Annotated in this window: 17 protein-coding genes; 6 read left to right on the top strand and 11 right to left on the bottom strand. The window is 49.2% G+C overall.

Translation table 11 applies throughout. The annotated features are described in order from the left end of the window. Positions 1-52 precede the first annotated feature (52 nt). The 11 genes from ABTW62_RS11300 to gatC form a co-directional block, all read right to left on the bottom strand. Positions 53-802, bottom strand: a complete 750-nt coding sequence (locus ABTW62_RS11300; protein ID WP_430904684.1) for a hypothetical protein — start codon at positions 800-802, stop codon at positions 53-55. A 704-nt stretch (positions 803-1,506) separates the two neighbouring features. After that, entirely contained in the window at positions 1,507-2,232 is a 726-nt protein-coding gene (gene phoB / locus ABTW62_RS11295) for a phosphate regulon transcriptional regulator PhoB (protein WP_430904683.1), read from the bottom strand. Positions 2,233-2,640: 408 nt separating this feature from the next. Further along, positions 2,641-3,204, bottom strand: coding sequence for an LPXTG cell wall anchor domain-containing protein (locus tag ABTW62_RS11290; RefSeq protein ID WP_430904682.1), 564 nt, complete (start codon positions 3,202-3,204; stop codon positions 2,641-2,643). An 87-nt stretch (positions 3,205-3,291) separates the two neighbouring features. Continuing rightward, positions 3,292-3,771 carry a hypothetical protein gene (locus tag ABTW62_RS11285; protein ID WP_430904681.1) on the bottom strand — a complete coding sequence of 160 codons (480 nt, stop codon included), beginning with the start codon at positions 3,769-3,771 and terminating at the stop codon, positions 3,292-3,294. A 319-nt stretch (positions 3,772-4,090) separates the two neighbouring features. After that, a complete protein-coding gene (locus ABTW62_RS11280) occupies positions 4,091-5,353 on the bottom strand; it encodes a methane monooxygenase/ammonia monooxygenase subunit B (RefSeq protein ID WP_430904004.1) in 1,263 nt (420 codons plus the stop codon). Further along, positions 5,354-6,178, bottom strand: coding sequence for a methane monooxygenase/ammonia monooxygenase subunit A (locus tag ABTW62_RS11275; RefSeq protein WP_090415883.1), 825 nt, complete (start codon positions 6,176-6,178; stop codon positions 5,354-5,356). Between the two features lie 185 nt (positions 6,179-6,363). After that, the gene (locus ABTW62_RS11270) at positions 6,364-7,179 is read right to left on the bottom strand and encodes a methane monooxygenase/ammonia monooxygenase subunit C (RefSeq protein ID WP_090415882.1); all 816 of its coding nucleotides are present in this window, start codon (positions 7,177-7,179) and stop codon (positions 6,364-6,366) included. A 539-nt stretch (positions 7,180-7,718) separates the two neighbouring features. Beyond that, the gene (locus ABTW62_RS11265) at positions 7,719-8,759 is read right to left on the bottom strand and encodes an alpha/beta hydrolase family protein (protein ID WP_430904680.1); all 1,041 of its coding nucleotides are present in this window, start codon (positions 8,757-8,759) and stop codon (positions 7,719-7,721) included. A 25-nt stretch (positions 8,760-8,784) separates the two neighbouring features. Continuing rightward, positions 8,785-10,221: an Asp-tRNA(Asn)/Glu-tRNA(Gln) amidotransferase subunit GatB gene (gene gatB / locus ABTW62_RS11260; protein WP_430904679.1), complete on the bottom strand. Its 1,437-nt coding sequence runs from the start codon at positions 10,219-10,221 to the stop codon at positions 8,785-8,787. Positions 10,222-10,501: 280 nt separating this feature from the next. Beyond that, on the bottom strand, positions 10,502-11,965 hold the full coding sequence (gene gatA / locus ABTW62_RS11255; protein WP_430904678.1) for an Asp-tRNA(Asn)/Glu-tRNA(Gln) amidotransferase subunit GatA: 1,464 nt from the start codon (positions 11,963-11,965) through the stop codon (positions 10,502-10,504). A gap of 57 nt (positions 11,966-12,022) precedes the next feature. Then, positions 12,023-12,310, bottom strand: coding sequence for an Asp-tRNA(Asn)/Glu-tRNA(Gln) amidotransferase subunit GatC (gene gatC / locus ABTW62_RS11250; protein ID WP_430904677.1), 288 nt, complete (start codon positions 12,308-12,310; stop codon positions 12,023-12,025). 160 nt (positions 12,311-12,470) lie between these two features. Here gatC and ABTW62_RS11245 point away from each other — a divergent pair, with 160 nt between their 5' ends. The 6 genes from ABTW62_RS11245 (at position 12,471) to ABTW62_RS11220 (ending at position 19,363) form a co-directional block, all read left to right on the top strand. Beyond that, positions 12,471-13,532, top strand: a complete 1,062-nt coding sequence (locus ABTW62_RS11245; protein WP_430904676.1) for a rod shape-determining protein — start codon at positions 12,471-12,473, stop codon at positions 13,530-13,532. Between the two features lie 296 nt (positions 13,533-13,828). Then, positions 13,829-14,737, top strand: coding sequence for a rod shape-determining protein MreC (gene mreC, locus ABTW62_RS11240; protein WP_430904675.1), 909 nt, complete (start codon positions 13,829-13,831; stop codon positions 14,735-14,737). Then, positions 14,694-15,245: a rod shape-determining protein MreD gene (gene mreD / locus ABTW62_RS11235; RefSeq protein ID WP_430904674.1), complete on the top strand. Its 552-nt coding sequence runs from the start codon at positions 14,694-14,696 to the stop codon at positions 15,243-15,245. Before mreC ends, mreD begins: the two co-directional genes overlap by 44 nt. Further along, positions 15,242-17,119, top strand: a complete 1,878-nt coding sequence (gene mrdA / locus ABTW62_RS11230) for a penicillin-binding protein 2 (RefSeq protein ID WP_430904673.1) — start codon at positions 15,242-15,244, stop codon at positions 17,117-17,119. The genes mreD and mrdA overlap by 4 nt, the downstream gene beginning before the upstream one ends. Positions 17,120-17,317: 198 nt before the next feature. Beyond that, the gene (gene rodA / locus ABTW62_RS11225) at positions 17,318-18,427 is read left to right on the top strand and encodes a rod shape-determining protein RodA (protein WP_430904672.1); all 1,110 of its coding nucleotides are present in this window, start codon (positions 17,318-17,320) and stop codon (positions 18,425-18,427) included. A 12-nt stretch (positions 18,428-18,439) separates the two neighbouring features. Further along, the gene (locus ABTW62_RS11220) at positions 18,440-19,363 is read left to right on the top strand and encodes a septal ring lytic transglycosylase RlpA family protein (RefSeq protein ID WP_430904671.1); all 924 of its coding nucleotides are present in this window, start codon (positions 18,440-18,442) and stop codon (positions 19,361-19,363) included. The last annotated feature ends 335 nt before the right edge of the window (positions 19,364-19,698 follow it).

The raw sequence follows: 19,698 nt of genomic DNA, 5'->3' as shown, positions 1-19,698 counted from the left end.
CCTCCTAGGCTGCGTGCCTGGTAAGACTAGAAAAATTCCGAAAAAAATACGACTACTTAGCAGGTTTCGCGGGTTTTTCTGGCTTGATGGGTTTGATTTTTAGCGGGAAAGTTGTCAGCTGTGCTTCATAACCATGTCGGCCGGTATAAGCATGGCAAACGGTATCCACTGCATCACAGTTATTTGCCGGGTACTCCTCCAGTGGTTTGGGACTGCCGCCAATTACGAGACTATACTTACCAGCATCCAGACGGATCCTATAAGTAATGACGTCATGTCCCCTTTCGTTGGCCTCATTACCAATATATTCGATCTCATAAGCCCAGGGCGTGTTACCGGCGTTGTTATACCGGTGCTGCTCGCAACCGCTATTTTGCCATCCGCTGTAAATCGAGAAAGCCGGCACGAGATGGTCGCGGGCAGTCAGATAATTACCGGCGTTATTTCTATAAGCCACCCCACCCTGGCGCTCCACCTTGATTTCGAGTAGCGAAGGTTCTTTCAATTCCAGCGCTGTCCAACTGGAGGTATGTGTCCAGCCGGTATAAGGTGGCTCATAGGGCGGTGCAGGCTCGTTCCAGCTTTTGGCGCCGACATGCCAGACAAACTCAGCATGATCCCGGCCATTCATATTGACCGTCCAATGATAAGGAATGCCCCCATCGCAGGCACCTTCGCTATGAGGCATGGGATCAGCGTAAACCACGCTGGCAGAGTAAGAGGGTTTTACTACAACCACCATCGAAGCGAGCACCAAGCCACCGACAATTTTCTGAACTTTGAGACCACGACGAACTGTCATTATTTTCCTTTTTTAGTTATATCAGAATGTCGGTTGGTTATATCAACCAACATCCGGATATTACTGGCAGCGCATCTAAAGTCAATGTGACAAATTGTCGCATCCCATTCAATTCATTGATTAATTCTGATAATTCTTTTTCCTATTCAACCGTTTAAAAAGGTCGCCAAAAGAGCGCAATTTAGCCCCACACCGCACAAAATCCCTCCATCCATATACATCTATATGTCATAGGCTCAAATTGGGATTGCCAGGGATAAATTCGTCTTGCGTATGAATTTGGAAAACAGCTGACTTTATGGCCTTGATCATCATGGATGATCCACAAATCAAGAATTCTGGGCGCAATATGGCGACATGCGCCCAGAGGAAAGAGAATGAATAGCTATAGCTGGCTCATCAATACCTTGGCTGATAACTTGTACCAAGCGTAAAGCAGCAAGAAAAGCGGGAGGCGATTAGAATGCCAGAACCGTTTGGTCCGGCCTGTCGGGTGGTTGCGCTTTGCCAAAAAAAATCAGCGCAATCTCAACCTCGTCCATCTGAGATTTTCTAGTTAATGCATTCGAGAAGTGGTATTAAACAACAAATACAATATCACTGACACATAGTGCATGTTGAAGGTAAGAATGAAAGAATACCAAATTGGCCGTGGAGAATCAGATCACAAACCCAATGAGGTTTGCTCGATATATTTGAGCTTGTTACGAAGTACTGACTTCACACCTGATAGAAAAACGATAGCCGGTCCCCCGCACTGTCTGAATAAGATCATCTTTTTCCGCCACTTCAAGTGCTTTACGCAGCCGACGTATATGCACATCGACGGTGCGGTCCTCAACGAAAACGTGATCACCCCAGACTTTATCAAGCAATTGGGCACGCGTGTATACGCGCTCAGAATGCGCCATTAGAAAATGCAGCAAACGGAACTCGGTTGGACCTAATGATATTTCCCTTGGTTGTATTGCTTCCTTTTCATCCGACAAGGTGACACGATGGGTTGTTGGATCAAGTCTCAACCCACCTATATCGAGCACTTCATCCGATACTTCGGGCAAACGACGGCGCAATACGGCTTTGATTCTCGCCACCAATTCGCGTGGGGAAAAGGGTTTAGTCACATAATCATCCGCTCCCACTTCCAATCCGGCCACTTTGTCGCTTTCGTCCACACGGGCCGTCAACATTATGATGGGCACAGATTTAGTACGCGAGTCTCTTCGCAACAATCGCGCAAAATCAATCCCACTCATCTTAGGAAGCATCCAATCCAGCAGCACCAGATCGGGGAGAACGTCGTTGATCATCGCCGATGCCCTTTCTGCGCTATCCGCGCATAAAGCAATATAACCGGCACTACGCAAGTTATATAAAATTAGCTCCTGAATTGCTGGCTCATCTTCTACAACCAGAATCGTTGCGGCCATTCAATACCTCATAAAGACTCTCTAGAATGATCGTATCTTATAGACAAATCATTGCATTTTTATGACATTTTCACAACTAATCTGGTATTTTCTTTGCGCGAATGAGATAAAAAAGTTGGCTGGGGGCCTGCGGGATCTTCTACAAAGCAGTGCTCACCTTCGATGTAAGTTGGATGATTTTATTGCTTGGCAGGAAGAGAGTGACGGAAATACAAAAGCGATGACTGGTCAGCAAGCCTGTGGGCGGCGAAACGCATCTGAGTGCGCTTAGGCAACTCAGATGCGCATAATTGCTTTAAAAAAATATGTGTCTTGGCTTTAACAGAAAAGTTTAAGCCTGACGTAATCATATGGGCTTTTCATGCAGCAAACTACAACAGTTGCCAGCTGCCCTGCAAACCTGACGACTTAAGCAGTTTTTCCCTCGCCTTCAGTCTTGCCTTTCTTCATGAAGAAGAAGCCTGCCGCGGCAGCGACAGCAAGTGCACCCAGGATAAGTGGTAGGTTCGATTTACCGCCGGTACCGACCGCAAATGGGAAACGTGATACGTATTCTGTATCATTATCACGGACTGTCACCAATCCAACAAAGCTTCCTTCCGCTGGGAAGTCATGCTCAAACGTTACCGATCCACTCGGATAAACCTTGGGGGGCATGTGGAAAATCGTGATTTCATCCAGATTTTCCTCCGAACCCGTGTCACGAATTATCCGTACTTCTGTTGTCATCGGCCGCAATGCTTCATCGATGTAATCCAGCGCCACGATCGTTCGCCCAACATTCGGGATATCTTCACAGAACTCCTGTTCCTGCGTGCTTTCAGGCTGATACCCAGTAAAATGCATAGTGTAGGGGCCGACTGTCAGTTTGCACATGTCGTCGGCCAGGGACAGACCACCATGGGCATGCACTTGCAGCGAGCAGGCCATCCCCAACACTAGCACCCCTATCCATTTACTACTGGATCTCATCCACTCCCTTATCATTATCAATTACTCCTTACCAGTTTAAAATCTCTTATTATATAACTATTTATTTTGTTCTTATACTCGTTTTATCTATGTGCGACGAGAACCAAACCATGCGCGCAAGCGCCCGGATTGTATGAGTTTATAGATCAACCACGATAACAGTAGCAATGCGATGACTGGACCTGTCCAGGCACGCGCGACCTTGCCATAGTCGACCATTTCCACACGCAGCTGATAGTGATAATTCAGGGGCGGAATACCCTCGGCTGTCACCACGACGGAATAAAGCCCTTTATCTAATGTGCCTATTCCACTGATAACACCATCAGGGTAATAATTGGCATTGATCTGGGTGACGGTTGCACTCTCGCCTGCGTCTTCCCGCACAACTTTCATGCTCACGGGCATGTTCCGCAACGCCTGGTCGATCAGGTCGATAACCAGATAGGTGTCGCCGGCCATTGGAATCTCTGTGCAGTAGTGGCCCGCCTGGTCATATTGCGGCTGGTATGCACTCAAATGCACCATGTTTTCTCCTACCTGGCGCACACAGGTGTCTTCTTCCATCGAGACTCTGCCATGCCCGAGGGCTGTGCCTGCATAGGTCCCTAAAACAAGAACGCAGGCCGCAATAGCTGATTTTATCGATTGTCTTACCACGACTAACCCTCCTGTTTCTTTCTCAATAAGGAATCACTGTCTTGCCATGCTGGCAAGACTTTGCTTTTCATGCTCATCATTCCCTTGTTTTCTCCAATGTCAAATTGAACATAAATTCGACATGCCATAAGGGTCTTTGTTCAGATTTTCCATAAAAAAACCGGTACACCTCTGCCTTACGACAGCGGTGTACCGGTATCTGCCTGGTTTACGACTCTAGTACAGCTTAGAGTTTAGTAAATACCGGAATAACCGCACCAGCAATACTGTTGATGTGGCGATTTCCTTCTTCATCCCAAGACATCAGCAGGCCACCAAAGCGGCTTTCCGGGTCACCCAGCAACGCCATCAAGCGTTGGATTTCCCATAATGCATCTTTGGCTTCCATTTTGACTTCTTTGGTTTCACCAGGTTGGATGGCAGACTCGTCATCAAACGTCAGGCCAACAGCTACCAATTCACGCGGGTAGTTTGGATCCAGATGTTTGCGGCCAACAGAGTTGACGAAACGGATACCTGCAGTGGTGAATTCACCAAAGTTTACCGGCGCGTCTCCGTTGTTGGTGACTTCCATGGTGACACGCAGTGCACGACCGGGTACGTCATAGTTGGCGTAGGTCACGCGAATCGCAACTGGATTCGGCGCTACTGGCAAAGGTGCAACTTTGGATTCACCAGCCTGGATGGGCACGGTGTAGGGATGTTTGTTTTCCGTGTAACGGTAGCCACCCCATACCAAAGTAAGGGTAAGGATTGCCATGACCCAGGTGATTTTCTTGTCCATCGGATCAATCAACAGATCATCACCGTATGCCAGCAATACCCGGCTGCGTGGCAGGAACATCGGACGGGCAACAAAGATGCCAATCCAGAAGACGCCTATCGAGAACCACAGAATGTGCCAGAACAGGGCGTTCGACAAGTTGAAGGTTTCCGAGTCGATGGTTTCACCGGTCAGCAGTTTGAGCGGGTTGGTGAAATCATCCCAGCTTCCCGTGATGTTCATCCAGGCGCCTGGTCCAGCGATCGGGCCGGCGTCTTTCACGTTCAACATGGCGTGCATGTGATGGCGGCCAGGAATGCGGGCTCTCAGGTTGGCTTCAAATTTATAGTCACGACCGATTTGCAGGGGACCTGAAATAAACCAGGGGTGATCATTGATTTTGGTGCTGAGACGCACGAATACCGGGCTGGGGCTACCTACGTTGAAGAAGGCGCGATCCGGCTTGGCAGCTGCACGCGGCCAGTCTTCAGCCAAGTGGAACTTACCGGTGATGCTGGCATGTTCGTTGACTTTGGTGACTTCCGGGCCCCATTTCAGGTCGTACCATTGGACGGTACGCATCCGAAGGAAAGGTTCCTGGGAGCGCTCACCATGTGCCGCGACTGTGGACACATCTAATGTTACTGTCATGGCCAGAGCTGCCGCCGTGTAGGCGACGCCATAAAGGCCCATTACACTGCGCTTGTAAAGGTTCTTGATATCCATTTACTTGATCCCCTCTGGAAAGCCTTCTTCTCCGAATGCCGTAACGTCTTCCCTGTGAACGATACGTCCTCTTTTACCTTTGACATAGAAAAATGCCGTGCAAAAGACTTTTCCTAGATACCACCAAACCGTGAACATCAGCATGGATACGAATGCTGCAAAGAATGCGGCGATAACCGTGGTGTGTCCACCGAAGGTACGCAGCGAGCCTTGTTCGATCAGACGAGTGTATTCCGGCGTACCGGTACGGACGTACAGGTGACCCATGTAGTCAGCCATCGACAACAAGGTGCCTTCTACCACGATCGGCAGATGGGTCGGTCCAAAAATCGCCCAGTTGCCAGGATAGAACAGCAAGCCAAAGAAGCCGCCGCCAACCAGTGCTGTGATTAACCAGTTGCGGGTCAGGTACAGCGTGAAGTCCAGCATCAACGCGCCTGGCAGCATGATGCCAGGGGTAACGAAGTTGATGGGATAGTGTGACCACCAGTAGAAGCCCCAGTAACGGGTCAGCCACTCACCGATCAACAGGCTGATAACGCACAGTGTCGCACCAAACGGTTGACGGTAGTTTACCCACAGGTAGTACATGATTGCTGCACAGTAGGTAATCCCAACGATGGGGGTCACTACTGGCCACCATTGACGGTCTTTCCAGTCAAGCCAGAAATCCCAGTCACCTGCCAACAGCATGAAATGCATGTGGTAAGTACCCACCAGCAGTATTACCAGAATCGGAAAATATACCGCATCAATCATGCGTGACATGTGGATCGCTTCCGGCGGCATTTTGGCCGCTTTCAGGATCTCTTCGGTTCTAAACATACTCACATTGCCCTCCCTTTCGTAGCTTGTGATAGTAAATGTAACATGACGATTCCTCTATCTTTTTGAGTAAGGTACCGCATTGGCGACCAGCTGATCTCAAATCCCTAGAAATCAACTGGTCTGTTTCCTCTTCTCGTCGCCCAGACCGTAGATGCTACCGCCCCAGGCGAATCACGACCAGATTAGGCTACGATCCGGTTGTTGAGGATTTCTTTGCTTTGGTTATTCCAGATTACGTCAGTAAGGTTGGAATAACGGGTAACGATCTGAGCAGCAATGCCACCTTGGAACAGGCCAGCCCAACCCAGAATCACAAAGCCCCAGTGCAAGGGTGCGCTAAACAGTTCTTCCATGAACCAGAAAGCATGTCCCCATTCGTTCAGGCCAACGTTAGGCAGAATCATCAACGGTCCTGCAATGGCCATCACCAGCGGGAAGGAAATGCCACGGCTATACAGCGGCAAGCGGGTCATTGCATACAGGTAAGCTGCAATACCGCAAACGATGTACATCGGGAATGATCCGTAGAACACCACAACGTGGCTAGGCGTGAAGCTGGTGTCACGAATAATCACTTGGTGCCAGGATGCATCTTGCTCGGTGAAGAAGCTGCCGCCCCAGTAAACACCAAAGATGTAGACGCCAATCCACATCAACCAGTAGAAGTAGCGTTTGATTTCGAGCTTGGGATCAAGGTTGTCCAGTTGCTCTTTGGTATCACGCGTTTTCCAGATCCAGCCCCAGGTTACCAGTGCAAACAAAGGCATGATCGTCATGTGAACGCGCCATAACCCCATCCAAATACGGTCAAATTCAGGCTCCATGGAGTCCATGCCGTGCGAGTAAGCAAAGGTCCGTTGGTACCAAACCCAGAAAATCGCTACCAATAGCATGGTCGTCATCCCAAATTTGTACCATTTGGAATCGTACCACAACGACATGTCATAGCCTCTTTCCGAGGTCGACGATGCGCTGCTCGTTCCCATCGTAGTTGCCATCTCTATTCCTCCTGTTCACTACATTTTTGTTAGAAACAGTAATGAAAATCTCAGCTTTCATTACCTACCTTCACAAATAACCACAATTTTTTTGTGGTCTTTGCTTGATCTATGACTAAATACTTCTTGTTTTGTTCCAGCAAAGTTTCATCCACCTCCACTAGATACATATGAAAGGCTAGTCACCTTACGGCTTTTAGTCAAGCTTTTTTTCCACACCTTTACTAGGGAATTATAAAAATAAATAAAATCATAGGGTTTTATATTTACTCAATCACGGTATTTTTGCGTCACGGACGGGCAAAAAACCCTAATAACCCTAGTTTAAATATGGCTATATACCCGCCTTCGTTTGAGAGCCGAGATCAGCGCCACACAGACATACCACTCACCTCCTCTTAAAGCCCGATTTATTAGCGAATCAGTCATGGCACCCAGGCTATGTTTTGAGACAGGGTTATCAACTCAAATACATGCCTGCAGACCAGCCGATTAGTCTGCCCTTCCCCAGATTTATGCATTGGTGACGCGTTTGGAAGTTAGCCTTGGGGTGCAAGCGAGACTTCGATGAAAGTACCGAATGCCAAAGCTAACTTGCTGACTTCTCTATAGAGCGCATGATTTACAATCAAATCACCATGATCAAGCAGATTCGTCAAGGTAAGGTGACTATGTTTACCCTGATGCAGCAATGAATCATGCAGTTGAACGGACTCGCTACTGGGAATCACATTGTCGCGCTGTCCGTGGATCAAACTGACTGAAAATGTGACTTGCTCCAGCTTGTCTGCAAGATTGAACTTTTCTGCCCAGGATTCGCTTTGATCAATGTCTGCAAACGCCCCGTAAACAATTTCCCGCCTGAAATCGACATCGTTCAGCATTTTCCAGAAAACACCCATATTATCGGGCGATGTGGCCTGCAACACTCGAGGAAGTCGCGGAACCTTTCTCCGGAATCCATTATCGGCTATCGCTACATCAAGCAAATTTATTAGTTCGTTATTATGCCGATCGCTTCGCTGCAGAAAATTGCGCAGTAAAATATACCTTGCATAATCATCGATAGTCTGTTCTTTCACGACAAATCGCAGCACATTCCGGAAATCGGCAAATGCGCCCAACAGACAGATTGCATTGACACAAGGTGCGGTTTGGCGGCGGGCTGCCGCCAGCATCGCGATTCCGCCAGAATACGATGTGGCGAAAATACTGATGGCACGTTTACTCGAATTAATGATGTCATCAGAGCGTATCGCCTCGATCAAAGCGGCAAACTTATCTATGGAAGCCGGATGTATGCGCAGCTGATCAATATCCCCCACATAGGGAGTCACAACTCGCAACCCTTGGCGCGCAAAAGCGCGTGAAAGCCTGGCCAAGCGCTTATCTCGATACCCATGAACAGAAAAGCCCGAAAAGGTAATCAGCGTCGCTGCAACCTTTCCGGGCGGTTCATAAACAAGGATTGGGTAATTTTCATTCGCGGCGCGAATGATTTGCTGCGAAACGCGAACCCGACCAAAGTCAGGGATATAATTATTCAACAAAAAGCGATAGCCCAACCGATAACAGGACATTTTCGCAATGATGGCAAATTGAAAATTACTTGCTCAGCTTCCGCTTGAGTATCGAATTGACCTGAGCTGGATTCGCTTTTCCTTTCGACGCTTTCATTACTTGACCAACCAGTGAGTTGAAGGCTTTTTCTTTCCCGGACTGGTAGTCGGCCACTTGCTGGGAATGAGCGATCAGCACGTCGTCCACTAATTTTTCAATCTCACCATCATCCGAAATTTGTTTGAGGCCTTTCTTCGCAATGACGGCATCTGCGTCATTTCCCTCGCCAGACCAAATGCCATCAAATACCTCCTTCGCCATTTTTCCTGAAACGGTTCCATCGCTAATACGTCGCAACAGGCCTGCCAATTGCTCAGGATTAACCGGACATTGCGCAATCTCAAGCCCTTCCTTATTTAATCGGCCACTCACTTCACCCATGATCCAGTTAGCACAAAGCTTGCCTTGCCCGGGTAAAATCTCTACCGTTCGGTCGAAATAATCCGAAAGTTCACGCGCGACAGTCAACACGCTAGCGTCATATGCCGACAAGCCATACTGCTTGACGTATCGAGAACGTTTGTCTTCTGGCAACTCGGGCAGACTCTTCTTGGCACGTTCAATCCACTCTTCAGAAATGATTACCGGCAACAAATCAGGATCCGGGAAATAGCGATAGTCCTGCGCGTCCTCCTTGCTGCGCATGCTGCGTGTTTCATCCCGCTCTGCATCATATAACCTGGTTTGCTGAATGATATGGCCACCCTCTTCCAGAATATCAATTTGCCGTGCCACTTCATGGTCAATGGCTCTTTCAAGAAAGCGGAAAGAATTCAGGTTCTTGATTTCGCACCGTGTTCCCAGCTTTTCAATCCCCAGGGGCCTTACCGAGACATTCGCATCACATCGGAATGACCCTTCCTGCATATTACCATCGCATATACCAATCCAGCGCACCAGAGAATGCAGTGTCTTGGCATAGGCAACCGCCTCGGCACTGCTGCGCATATCAGGTTCAGAGACAATCTCCAGCAACGCTGTGCCCGCACGATTCAAATCGATCCCTGTCATGCCATGAAAGTCTTCGTGCATCGACTTTCCTGCATCTTCTTCTAAGTGCGCACGAGTCAGGCGTATGGTCTTCTCCCTTTCACCGACTTGGATATTGACATGCCCCCCCTCCACGATTGGACGTTCGAATTGGCTAATTTGGTAACCTTTCGGCAAATCAGGATAGAAATAGTTTTTACGCGCAAAAATCGAAGGAGAGTTGATCTTTGCATCAATAGCCAGCCCGAATTTGATCGCTCGTTCTACTGCCCCCTGATTTAAAACCGGGAGCACGCCTGGCAAGGCTATATCCACGGCGCATGCTTGCGAATTCGGCCGGGCACCATAGGCAATCGATGCACCGGAAAATATTTTAGACCGCGTTGAAAGTTGTGCATGTATTTCAAGACCAATTACAATTTCCCATTGCATGATCAGGCAATCCTTATCTTTTCTATATTTTAATCAAGTTTCATCGACTGGACGGACAAAGCGTGTGATTTCGCAGATGTCAAACAGCATACACCTCCTGAATGACTCTTTTATGTCAGAGCATTGTAGCAATGCCATGAATCGGCTGAATCATCCCTTCGGCATAAAAAACGTCCCAAAGGCGAGCGCGAGCGCAATTTTTAGCAAGACCTGCGTCGTCTGGGTAGAAGACACGTCCAGCGAACCAGCAACCAAAGTGCTCAGACCTAGCCTTATAGACTCATGCCAGAACGTCCGACGGCATCCGCTGATGCCAATCCGTTACCTGCTGATAACGATGGGCAGCATTCAACATTTGCGCTTCCTTAAAATAATTGCCAATGATATGCAATCCCACCGGACGATCCTTTCTGCCGAACCCGACAGGTATTGACATGCCTGGCAATCCTGCAAGACTTGCAGCACTGGTGTAGACATCGGACAAATACATCTGAATCGGGTCGTCACATTTCTCGCCTATATCAAAAGCGACCGTCGGAGAAGTCGGCCCCATGATTAAATCGCATTGCTGAAAGGCATCAGTGAAATCCTTGGCAATCAGGCGCCGCAATTTCTGGGCCTGAAGATAATAGGCATCATAGTAGCCATGGGACAATACATAGCTGCCAATCAAAATACGTCGCTTCACTTCCTCGCCAAATCCTTCTGCTCGAGTTCTCTTATACATGCTTTCCAGATCAGTATACTGTGCGGCGCGATATCCATAGCGCACGCCATCAAAACGAGATAGATTGCTGGAAGCTTCAGCCGGCGCTAGCACATAATAGACCGGGATTGCAAGTTTGCTATTCGGCAAGGATATATCCACAAAGGTTGCGCCCAACTTGCGGAATTCATCCAGAGCGGATTCTATCGCGCTGGCAACATCAGCGCTCATGCCTTCTGCAAAAAACTCCTTGGGCAACCCAATACGCAATCGCTCAATCGGCTTTTCCAAGTCGCGCCCATAGTCCTCGGCGTCACGTTGCAAGCTCGTCGAATCGCGTTCATCAAACCCAACCATCAGATTCAAAAGCAACGCGAGATCTTCCGCGGATTTCGCCATCGGTCCGCCCTGGTCGAGACTGGAAGCAAACGCGATCATCCCATAGCGCGAAACCAAACCATAAGTTGGCTTGATGCCACTAATTCCGCACAATGCGGCAGGCTGGCGAATCGATCCGCCCGTATCGGTCCCTGTGGCAGCCGGCGCCATACGTGCTGCGACCGCACAGGCGGATCCGCCAGAACTGCCACCGGGAACCGCCGATAAATCCCAGGGATTTCTGACAGGTCCATAATAGGATGTTTCGTTGCTGGAACCCATGGCGAATTCATCCATATTGGTTTTACCAAGATTCACCAGCCCAGCCTGGTTAAATCGTTCGACCACGGTCGCATCGTAAGGCGACACAAAATTCGAAAGCATTTTCGACCCGCAGGTAGTCAACCAACCCTGCGCACAAAAAATATCTTTCTGCGCCAGTGGTATCCCTGTTAACGGCATTGACCGCCCCGACGCAATCATCTCGTCAGCGTCTCGGGCCTGAGTCAGGCTTCTTTCCTCATCAAGAGTGATAAAGGCATTCAACCCGGAATTGAGCGTCTGGATACGTGCCAGAAATTCACTGGTAAGTTCGACGCTGGAAATTTTTTTATCAGACAACAACAAAGAAAGTTGCTTAAGGCTGGCGTTTATTAGCATGTCCAATCAATAAGATTCTTGAAAAGAAGGGGATCGCGTAAATGCGCGTATGAGATTTTATTCAATCACTTTGGGAACCAAGTAAAATCCCGCTTCTACCTGAGGCGCAATGGATTGAAACAGTGCATGCTGATCAGACTCGGTGACGACATCCTCGCGCAGTCGTTGCACCATGTCCTGGGAATGACTCATGGGCTCGACGCCATCGGTGTTAACGGCCTGCATTTGTTCGATTAAATTGAATATCCCCGATAAATGGGCAAGTGTTTGCTGCGCATCGTCCTCGCTAATCTCTATACGGGCCAGATTCGCAACGCGTTTAACATCGTCAAGTGATAAGGTCATTTTCCTGAAGCTTTATATTGAGACACATAATAGAGTATCATGACGCGTTTGTTGAACGCATGATTTTTAATGCCTATAGCCTATAGCGTATAGCGTTTACTCGAAGAGACTTATCCCATACATATACATATCGAATCTGCCACGCTGGAATACTGCCATCATGTTTAACTTCCTAAGCAATAACTTTCTGGGTCATTATTTTTCGACAGATATGGCGATTGATTTGGGTACGGCCAATACGCTGATCCACGTCCGTGGTCAGGGGATCGTACTAAATGAGCCCTCAGTCGTCGCTATCAGGCAAGAAGGCGGCCCAGGCGGCAAGCGCATGATTCAACAAGTGGGCTTGGCTGCAAAACAAATGCTGGGCCGCACGCCCGGTAATATCACCGCCATCCGGCCAATGAAGGATGGCGTCATTGCAGATTTCACCGTCACCGAGCAAATGCTCAAGCAATTTATCAGAAAAGCGCACCCACCCCGCTTGTTCTCGGCTAACCCACGTATTGTTATTTCGGTACCATGCGGCTCAACCCAGGTAGAACGCCGGGCTATTCGTGAAGCGGCCTACGGCGCGGGCGCACGTAAAGTTGAATTGATTGAGGAGCCGATGGCTGCAGCACTGGGTGCCGATTTACCGGTTGAAACACCAACGGGTTCCATGGTTGTCGATATTGGAGGGGGCACGACTGAAGTCGCAGTCATCTCGTTAGGCGGAATTGTTTATTCAAACTCTGTTCGCGTAGGGGGTGACAAGTTCGATGAAGCGATTGTTAACTACATTCGACGCAATTACGGCATGATGATAGGCGAGGTCACCGCAGAAATCATCAAATCGGAAATCGGTTCGGCTTATCCCGGCTCCGAAGTACGGGAAATAGAAGTCAAGGGACGCAATCTGGCCGAGGGCATTCCACGCAGCTTTACCATCTCTAGCAACGAAATCCTGGAAGCATTGGCCGAGCCCTTGAACAGCATTGTCAGCGCAGTCAAGACCGCACTGGAACAGACCCCTCCTGAACTCGGTTCCGATATTGCGGAGATGGGCATGGTCATGACAGGGGGCGGTGCATTATTGAACGATATCGATCGGTTATTGATGGAAGAAACGGGACTATCGGTTATCATCGCCGATGATCCTCTAACCTGCGTTGTCCGTGGCGCTGGTATCGCCCTCGAAAATATCGATAATTCGATTGGAATTTTTGCCAGGGACTATTGATTGCTCACTCTCACTGATAGGGCAATACTCAGAACATTGATGCTGATCGACAGCGACGGATTACACATATGATCTGGTCATAGCTAAATTATGGTTGCAATCAACCGTCTTGCCTCGCACAATACTGACAAACTATTCATCCAGTCTAGGCATCGCCCGGAAAACGGCTTATCATACAAAAATATATGCCGGGCAAAGCCGGTCTTGGGTTACCAGTCTGCTGGTCTGTCATAGCATCTTTCCCGGATCCGCTAATTCCCTAACACCTTCCTGAAATGTTGAAAAGTTAAGGCTGCATGCAAACTCCTCCACGATTCTTCAGGTTAGGCCCCAGCCCACTGGCCAAGTTGTTTTTTTTTGTATTGCTATCCATTTTTATCATGATAGCGGATCACCAATCTAAACTGGTTTCAGAAGTACGACGCGCTATCGGAACCATCATCTATCCCTTGCAACAACTCGCGCATGCACCTTTTCAGTTGCGCAATCGACTGGAACGCTATGTATCCGATTTCAAGCTCATCAAAGAAATCGACTTTCTCAGACGCGAATATCTCACCAGTCAGTACAAGTTTTTCCAGTTGCAAGCATTAACCGCCGAAAACAAACAATTGCGCGCTTTGCTGGGGGCTGCGCAACAAACAGAAATTGAGGTGGTGATGGCGGAAATATTGCATACCCCACGCGATCCATTCAATCGCAAAATAACCCTGAACAAGGGCAATGCAAGCGGCGTCAAGGATGGCCAAGTCGTCATCGATGATCTGGGCGTTATCGGACAAGTCACACAAGCATATCCATGGACGTCGGAAGTCACTCTCATCACTGACAAGGATCATTCTGTCCCGGTACAGATCGCCCGCAATGCATTGCGAACAGTGATTTCCGGTGCAGGCAGAAATAGCCAATTAGAGTTACGGTTCCTGTCAATCAATGCCGATGTCCGCAAGGGTGACTTGCTCATCACCTCGGGTATAGGCGGCGTTTATCCACCAGGCCTACCAGTGGGCCGCGTCACCCATATCGAATATGATCGTTCGCGGGAATTTGCACGGATTATTTGTACGCCAGTGGCGGGTGTAGACCGCCACAGACAGGTACTGATCCTCGTCGCCTCTCCGCTCACAACTTTTGAAGAAAAAACCAAATATCCTGACGCCCATGCCACTCAGCCCGACCAACAAACCCAGAGTCACATGCCATGACTATCTTGGCCAGGAACTGCCTCTTCCAGTCAAAAGCTCACTGGTTTATTTAAGTCTCGTTGCGGCCATTCTGCTTAATTTGCTGCCATTTGAAAACATGGCTGCCATGCTGCGTCCGGATTTTGTTGCGCTGGCCCTGCTTTACTGGAGTATCCATCAGCCGCAGCAAACCGGCATGAGCATCGCCTTCTTCATGGGTCTGATCATGGATGTCGTCGATGCAAGCATCATGGGGCAGCATGCGCTGGCTTATTGCCTGCTTACATTCTTTGCACTAATCCTGCATCGGCGTTTACGCATGTTCAGCGCCTTCCGGCAGATCCCGGCCGTTTTATGGATGTTATTCCTGGCCCAAATCGTGGTATTTTTGACCGGAACGCTGGCAGGCTCATATTTCCCCGAATGGTATGTTTTGCTTTCGAGCGTTACTGGGGCGCTTTGCTGGCCCTTGATTTCTATTATTCTGGACAATTTCCGGAAACAACGCACGGATCCAGATGAAATATGAAGGAAACCGTCGAACTTCGCGACCATTTGCATGAACTCCGGCAATTCCGCATCAGATTAACACTCAGCGCCATTGGCATTTTGCTTGTATTCTGCCTATTATTCGGCCGCTTTGTTTATCTCCAGGTATTACGCAGCGAACATTACAATACGCTCGCGGAGGCAAATCGCATTGCCATTATGCCGCTCGTTCCCAATCGCGGCCTGATATTCGATCGGAATGGTGAAATTCTGGCACAGAATTTCACGGCCTATACCCTGGAAATCATTCCTGATCAAGTCGCCAACCTTGATGCAGCCATCGATAAATTGGCGACCTTAATCGAAATCACGCCCGAAGACCGCAGACGTTTCAACAAACTCAAGCGGGAAAGCACACGTTTCAAAAGCCTTCCGATACGCTCCCGTTTAACGGATATCGAAGTTGCGCGATTTGCCGAGAATCGCTACCGTTTTCCGGGAATGGATATCAAGGCACGTCTGCTTAGACATTATCCAACAGGGGAGTGGGTCTCACATGTCATCGGCTATATCGGCCGTATCAACGATAAAGATTTGGAGCAACTCGAAGCCAATCAACAGCTAGAGAATTATCGCGGCTCTCTTCATATTGGCCGCACCGGCATTGAAAAAAGCTATGAAAGCGCACTGCATGGAGTAACTGGATTCGAGCAAGTCGAAACGGATGCTATCGGCCGGCCTGTTCGCACTTTATCGCGCGTACCACCCGTTGCTGGCAGCGATCTTACGCTTACCCTCGACATAGGTTTACAACAAGCAGCCATAGAGGCGTTTGGCGAATTCCGTGGTGCGCTGGTAGCCATGGATCCTTCCAATGGCGAGATATTGGCCTTTGTCAGCAAACCGGGCTTTGATCCCAATTTATTTGTTGATGGCATTGATCATTATAACTGGCGCCTGCTGAATGAATCCAAAGACAGACCACTGAACAATCGTGCCTTGCGCGGCGTCTACCCGCCAGGTTCTACCTTCAAGCCTTTCATGGCACTGGCCGGATTGGAATTGAGCAAACGCACCCCTCATTATGCCATCAACGACCCAGGATTTTTCAGTCTGCCCGGCAGCACTCACCGTTTTCGGGACTGGAAGCCGGGGGGACACGGCCGGGTTGATTTGCATAAATCGCTGGTTGTTTCTTGTGATACCTACTATTACATGCTCTCGCATGATCTAGGTATCAGCAACATTCACGCCTTCATCGCACAATTTGGCTTTGGCAACAAAACCGGGGTCGATATTCCCGGCGAGATGAGTGGACTGCTGCCCTCCCCTGAATGGAAAAAAGAACGCTTTAATCAGCCCTGGTTTCCAGGGGATACGATTTCAGTTGGAATTGGTCAAGGGTTTAACCTGGCCACGCCACTTCAGCTCACTTTCGCAACCATGTTATTGGCCAATAATGGCAAGGCCTTCCGGCCACATTTCGTCAAACAACAGGCAAATCACCAGCAGGGTTTAATCACGGATGACTTTTCTGAGGAAATGTACAGATTGAATCTGAAGCAGGAACATCTCGACCATATCAAGCAGGCTTTGGTCGACGTCACACGTCCTGGCGGCACGGCCGCACGCGTCGGCGCCGATGCAGCTTATACCTTTGCCGGGAAAACCGGCACGTCCCAAGTCATCAATATCAAACAGGGAGAACGCTATATCGCTAGCAAAATCGACGAGCGGCATCGTGACCATGCGCTTTTTACCGCCTACGCACCTGCCGAACATCCTCAGATCGTCCTGACAGTACTCGTTGAGAACGGGGGCTCGGGGGGGGCAACAGCCGCACCGATTGCACGCAAAGTTCTCGACTATTTTTTTCTTGGGACAATGCCCGAGCCAATCGAGAAACCGGGATAATTCAAGCGGTTGTTGAATCCGTCGGTGCTTTTGATCACCTGATGGTGTCCACAACTGTCAACCAGGATTCATCATTGGAGCGGGCGACAAACTTTGCTGTACGGCTGCACCATTACAAGGCATTGCAATGGCGCGGCCAATAAATATAGATTCATTGACGTCAGAATATCCTTTTTTCAGGAATGCGGGACTATAAACATGATCACTCTGAGCGCAGAAAAGATATGGTATTACCTGACTCGCTATATCGATAATTTTCTGCTGGCGGGCATATTCTTATTAATGATCACCGGCATAGTCGTTCTGTTTAGCGCAACTGGCGGCAACACTGCCCGTGTGATAAGCCAGCTGCTCAACATGGCTATCGCACTTGTGATCATGTGGAGCATTGCGAACATCCCTCTCCAGAAAATTATGCGCCTCGCCTTGCCCCTGTACATATTAGGCATCGTGCTCTTGATTGCCGTGGCATTGTTTGGTGAGATTCACAATGGTGCGCGTCGCTGGCTGAATCTAGGAATTACACGTATTCAACCTTCAGAATTATTGAAAATCGCCGTTCCACTGATGATGGCATGGTATTTTGACAAGGCCAATCTCACCTTGCGGTTGCGCGATTATCTCGGTGCAGCCTTGATTTTATTGTTACCGGTACTATTGATCGCACGCCAACCCGATCTTGGCACGGCTTTGATGATCTCGGCCAGTGGATTTTATGTATTATTTCTGGCCGGATTATCCTGGCGGATCATAATCAGCCTGACGATCGCAGCGGCGATCAGCCTGCCTCTTTTCTGGAACTTCGGCATGCATGATTACCAGCGCAGGCGCGTCATGACTATGCTCGATCCCTCGCAAGATGCACTCGGCGCAGGTTACCATACCATCCAGTCCAATATTGCCATCGGCTCCGGTGGGATCTCAGGCAAGGGGTGGCAGAAAGGCACCCAGTCTCAGCTCGATTTTCTGCCCGAACCCAGCACCGATTTCATTTTCTCGGTATTTTCGGAGGAATTTGGACTGATTGGTAACGGTTTGTTATTATTGCTTTACATAATAGTGATCGGACGTTGCCTGGTCATCACGGCCAAAGCCCCGACGCGCTTCACGCGCCTAGTCGCCGGATCGATCACATTGACTTTCTTCACTTATGTATTTGTCAATATTGGCATGGTCAGCGGCATTCTGCCTGTAGTCGGTGTTCCTCTGCCGCTCATCAGTTATGGGGGGACCTCCATGGTGACCATCCTACTGGGTTTTGGTATTTTGATGAGCATACACATGCATCCCAAACTGGTTAAAACTTGACGAAGCACAAATATGATCAATCAGCCTGGTTTCTCTCACCGCAGCATGATGCCACTGATCCTCTTTCTGGTGATCACTACGTTATATCTGGCCAGTTGCAGCAGTCCGCCTCAATCCCAACAATCAGCAGAGCGTGTTAATAAACAATATTCTTCACATGCAATCAAAGGGGGCGGTTATTATCTCGATGACGGCCCCGGGCACAACCCGCCCGCCAATCTCGACGCCATTCCCGATGCCGTGCCCCGCAAGGAAGCATTGAGAACCACCAACATGCGTCCATATGTCGCCCTGGGCAAAACTTACACCCCCATGACTCGACTCGAGCCTTACAAAGAACGAGGGCATGCATCTTGGTACGGCCGGCGTTATCACGGCAATAAGACGGCTTCGGGCGAAATTTACGACATGTACGCCATGACTGCCGCCCACCCCACCTTGCCGATACCAAGCTATGCCCGGGTCACGCATCTGCAAAACGGCAAATCTGTGATCGTTCGCATCAATGATCGAGGACCTTTTCTATCCAACCGCTTGATCGATCTATCCTATGTTGCTGCCTATAAACTGGATATCCTTGCCAATGGCAGCGCATTGGTTGAAGTTGAAAGCATCGTTCCCGGGCAAGCAAGCGCTCGCCTTGATCAGACCCAGACCCCGGCTGCCACGACACTCAAATCCAACCGCCAGGCAAGCGGGCTCTATTTACAACTCGCCGCATTCGGCTCCGCCCGCAGCGCACATAATTATCTTGCACAATTGCGCTCGGATCTGCCGACAATCAGTCAACAGGCCCGTATCGACGAAACAAGTGGTCTATATAAAATCCTGGTCGGACCCTTTGAAAACCGGCATTCTGCCGGGCAGGCAGCGGATATCATTACTGATTCGATCTCGATAAAACCCATGCTGGTCCAACATACATCTGCGGATTAGGCGCGGCCAGGTCGGAAAATCTTTCATGCACAGCGCCCACTCCCGGAGAAATATGGATTCCCCCTTGATTCTCAGAAGATAAGCAGAACTGCACAAACCCATCAGCCTAGGAGGCCAGCCTTCGCTTATCGCTCCTGCAGCCCTTGGCTAGGAGAAAGAAATACCAACATTTTGGACTGCCATGAGCTTTCGTCCTCAATGTTGCCCCGTGCGCCTTACTGCTGGCTGTCTGATCGGCACAGTCGATCATTCCGAATGCACCGGAACTGCGTAAAAACTTTCCTCTTCCCGGTAGAATTGCAATATTAATATGCAATGCTGGCCTGTTTCTAGCT

This window comes from Nitrosomonas sp. ANs5 (assembly GCF_050584665.1).
Classification (GTDB): Bacteria; Pseudomonadota; Gammaproteobacteria; order Burkholderiales; family Nitrosomonadaceae; genus Nitrosomonas.
This window is presented reverse-complemented; position numbering and strand designations above follow the sequence as displayed.

What these genes read in the sequence shown, in the direction of transcription:
- ABTW62_RS11265 (WP_430904680.1), bottom strand. Translation starts at nt 8,759, where the DNA reads ATGTCCTGTTATCGGTTGGGCTATCGCTTTTTGTTGAATAATTATATC.
- mrdA (WP_430904673.1), top strand. Translation starts at nt 15,242, where the DNA reads ATGAAGGAAACCGTCGAACTTCGCGACCATTTGCATGAACTCCGGCAA.
- ABTW62_RS11290 (WP_430904682.1), bottom strand. Translation starts at nt 3,204, where the DNA reads ATGAGATCCAGTAGTAAATGGATAGGGGTGCTAGTGTTGGGGATGGCC.
- mreD (WP_430904674.1), top strand. Translation starts at nt 14,694, where the DNA reads ATGCCACTCAGCCCGACCAACAAACCCAGAGTCACATGCCATGACTAT.
- phoB (WP_430904683.1), bottom strand. Translation starts at nt 2,232, where the DNA reads ATGGCCGCAACGATTCTGGTTGTAGAAGATGAGCCAGCAATTCAGGAG.
- ABTW62_RS11285 (WP_430904681.1), bottom strand. Translation starts at nt 3,771, where the DNA reads ATGGAAGAAGACACCTGTGTGCGCCAGGTAGGAGAAAACATGGTGCAT.
- gatC (WP_430904677.1), bottom strand. Translation starts at nt 12,310, where the DNA reads ATGACCTTATCACTTGACGATGTTAAACGCGTTGCGAATCTGGCCCGT.
- gatB (WP_430904679.1), bottom strand. Translation starts at nt 10,221, where the DNA reads ATGCAATGGGAAATTGTAATTGGTCTTGAAATACATGCACAACTTTCA.
- ABTW62_RS11300 (WP_430904684.1), bottom strand. Translation starts at nt 802, where the DNA reads ATGACAGTTCGTCGTGGTCTCAAAGTTCAGAAAATTGTCGGTGGCTTG.
- ABTW62_RS11220 (WP_430904671.1), top strand. Translation starts at nt 18,440, where the DNA reads ATGATCAATCAGCCTGGTTTCTCTCACCGCAGCATGATGCCACTGATC.
- gatA (WP_430904678.1), bottom strand. Translation starts at nt 11,965, where the DNA reads ATGCTAATAAACGCCAGCCTTAAGCAACTTTCTTTGTTGTTGTCTGAT.
- ABTW62_RS11270 (WP_090415882.1), bottom strand. Translation starts at nt 7,179, where the DNA reads ATGGCAACTACGATGGGAACGAGCAGCGCATCGTCGACCTCGGAAAGA.
- ABTW62_RS11280 (WP_430904004.1), bottom strand. Translation starts at nt 5,353, where the DNA reads ATGGATATCAAGAACCTTTACAAGCGCAGTGTAATGGGCCTTTATGGC.
- ABTW62_RS11245 (WP_430904676.1), top strand. Translation starts at nt 12,471, where the DNA reads ATGTTTAACTTCCTAAGCAATAACTTTCTGGGTCATTATTTTTCGACA.
- mreC (WP_430904675.1), top strand. Translation starts at nt 13,829, where the DNA reads ATGCAAACTCCTCCACGATTCTTCAGGTTAGGCCCCAGCCCACTGGCC.
- ABTW62_RS11275 (WP_090415883.1), bottom strand. Translation starts at nt 6,178, where the DNA reads ATGTTTAGAACCGAAGAGATCCTGAAAGCGGCCAAAATGCCGCCGGAA.
- rodA (WP_430904672.1), top strand. Translation starts at nt 17,318, where the DNA reads ATGATCACTCTGAGCGCAGAAAAGATATGGTATTACCTGACTCGCTAT.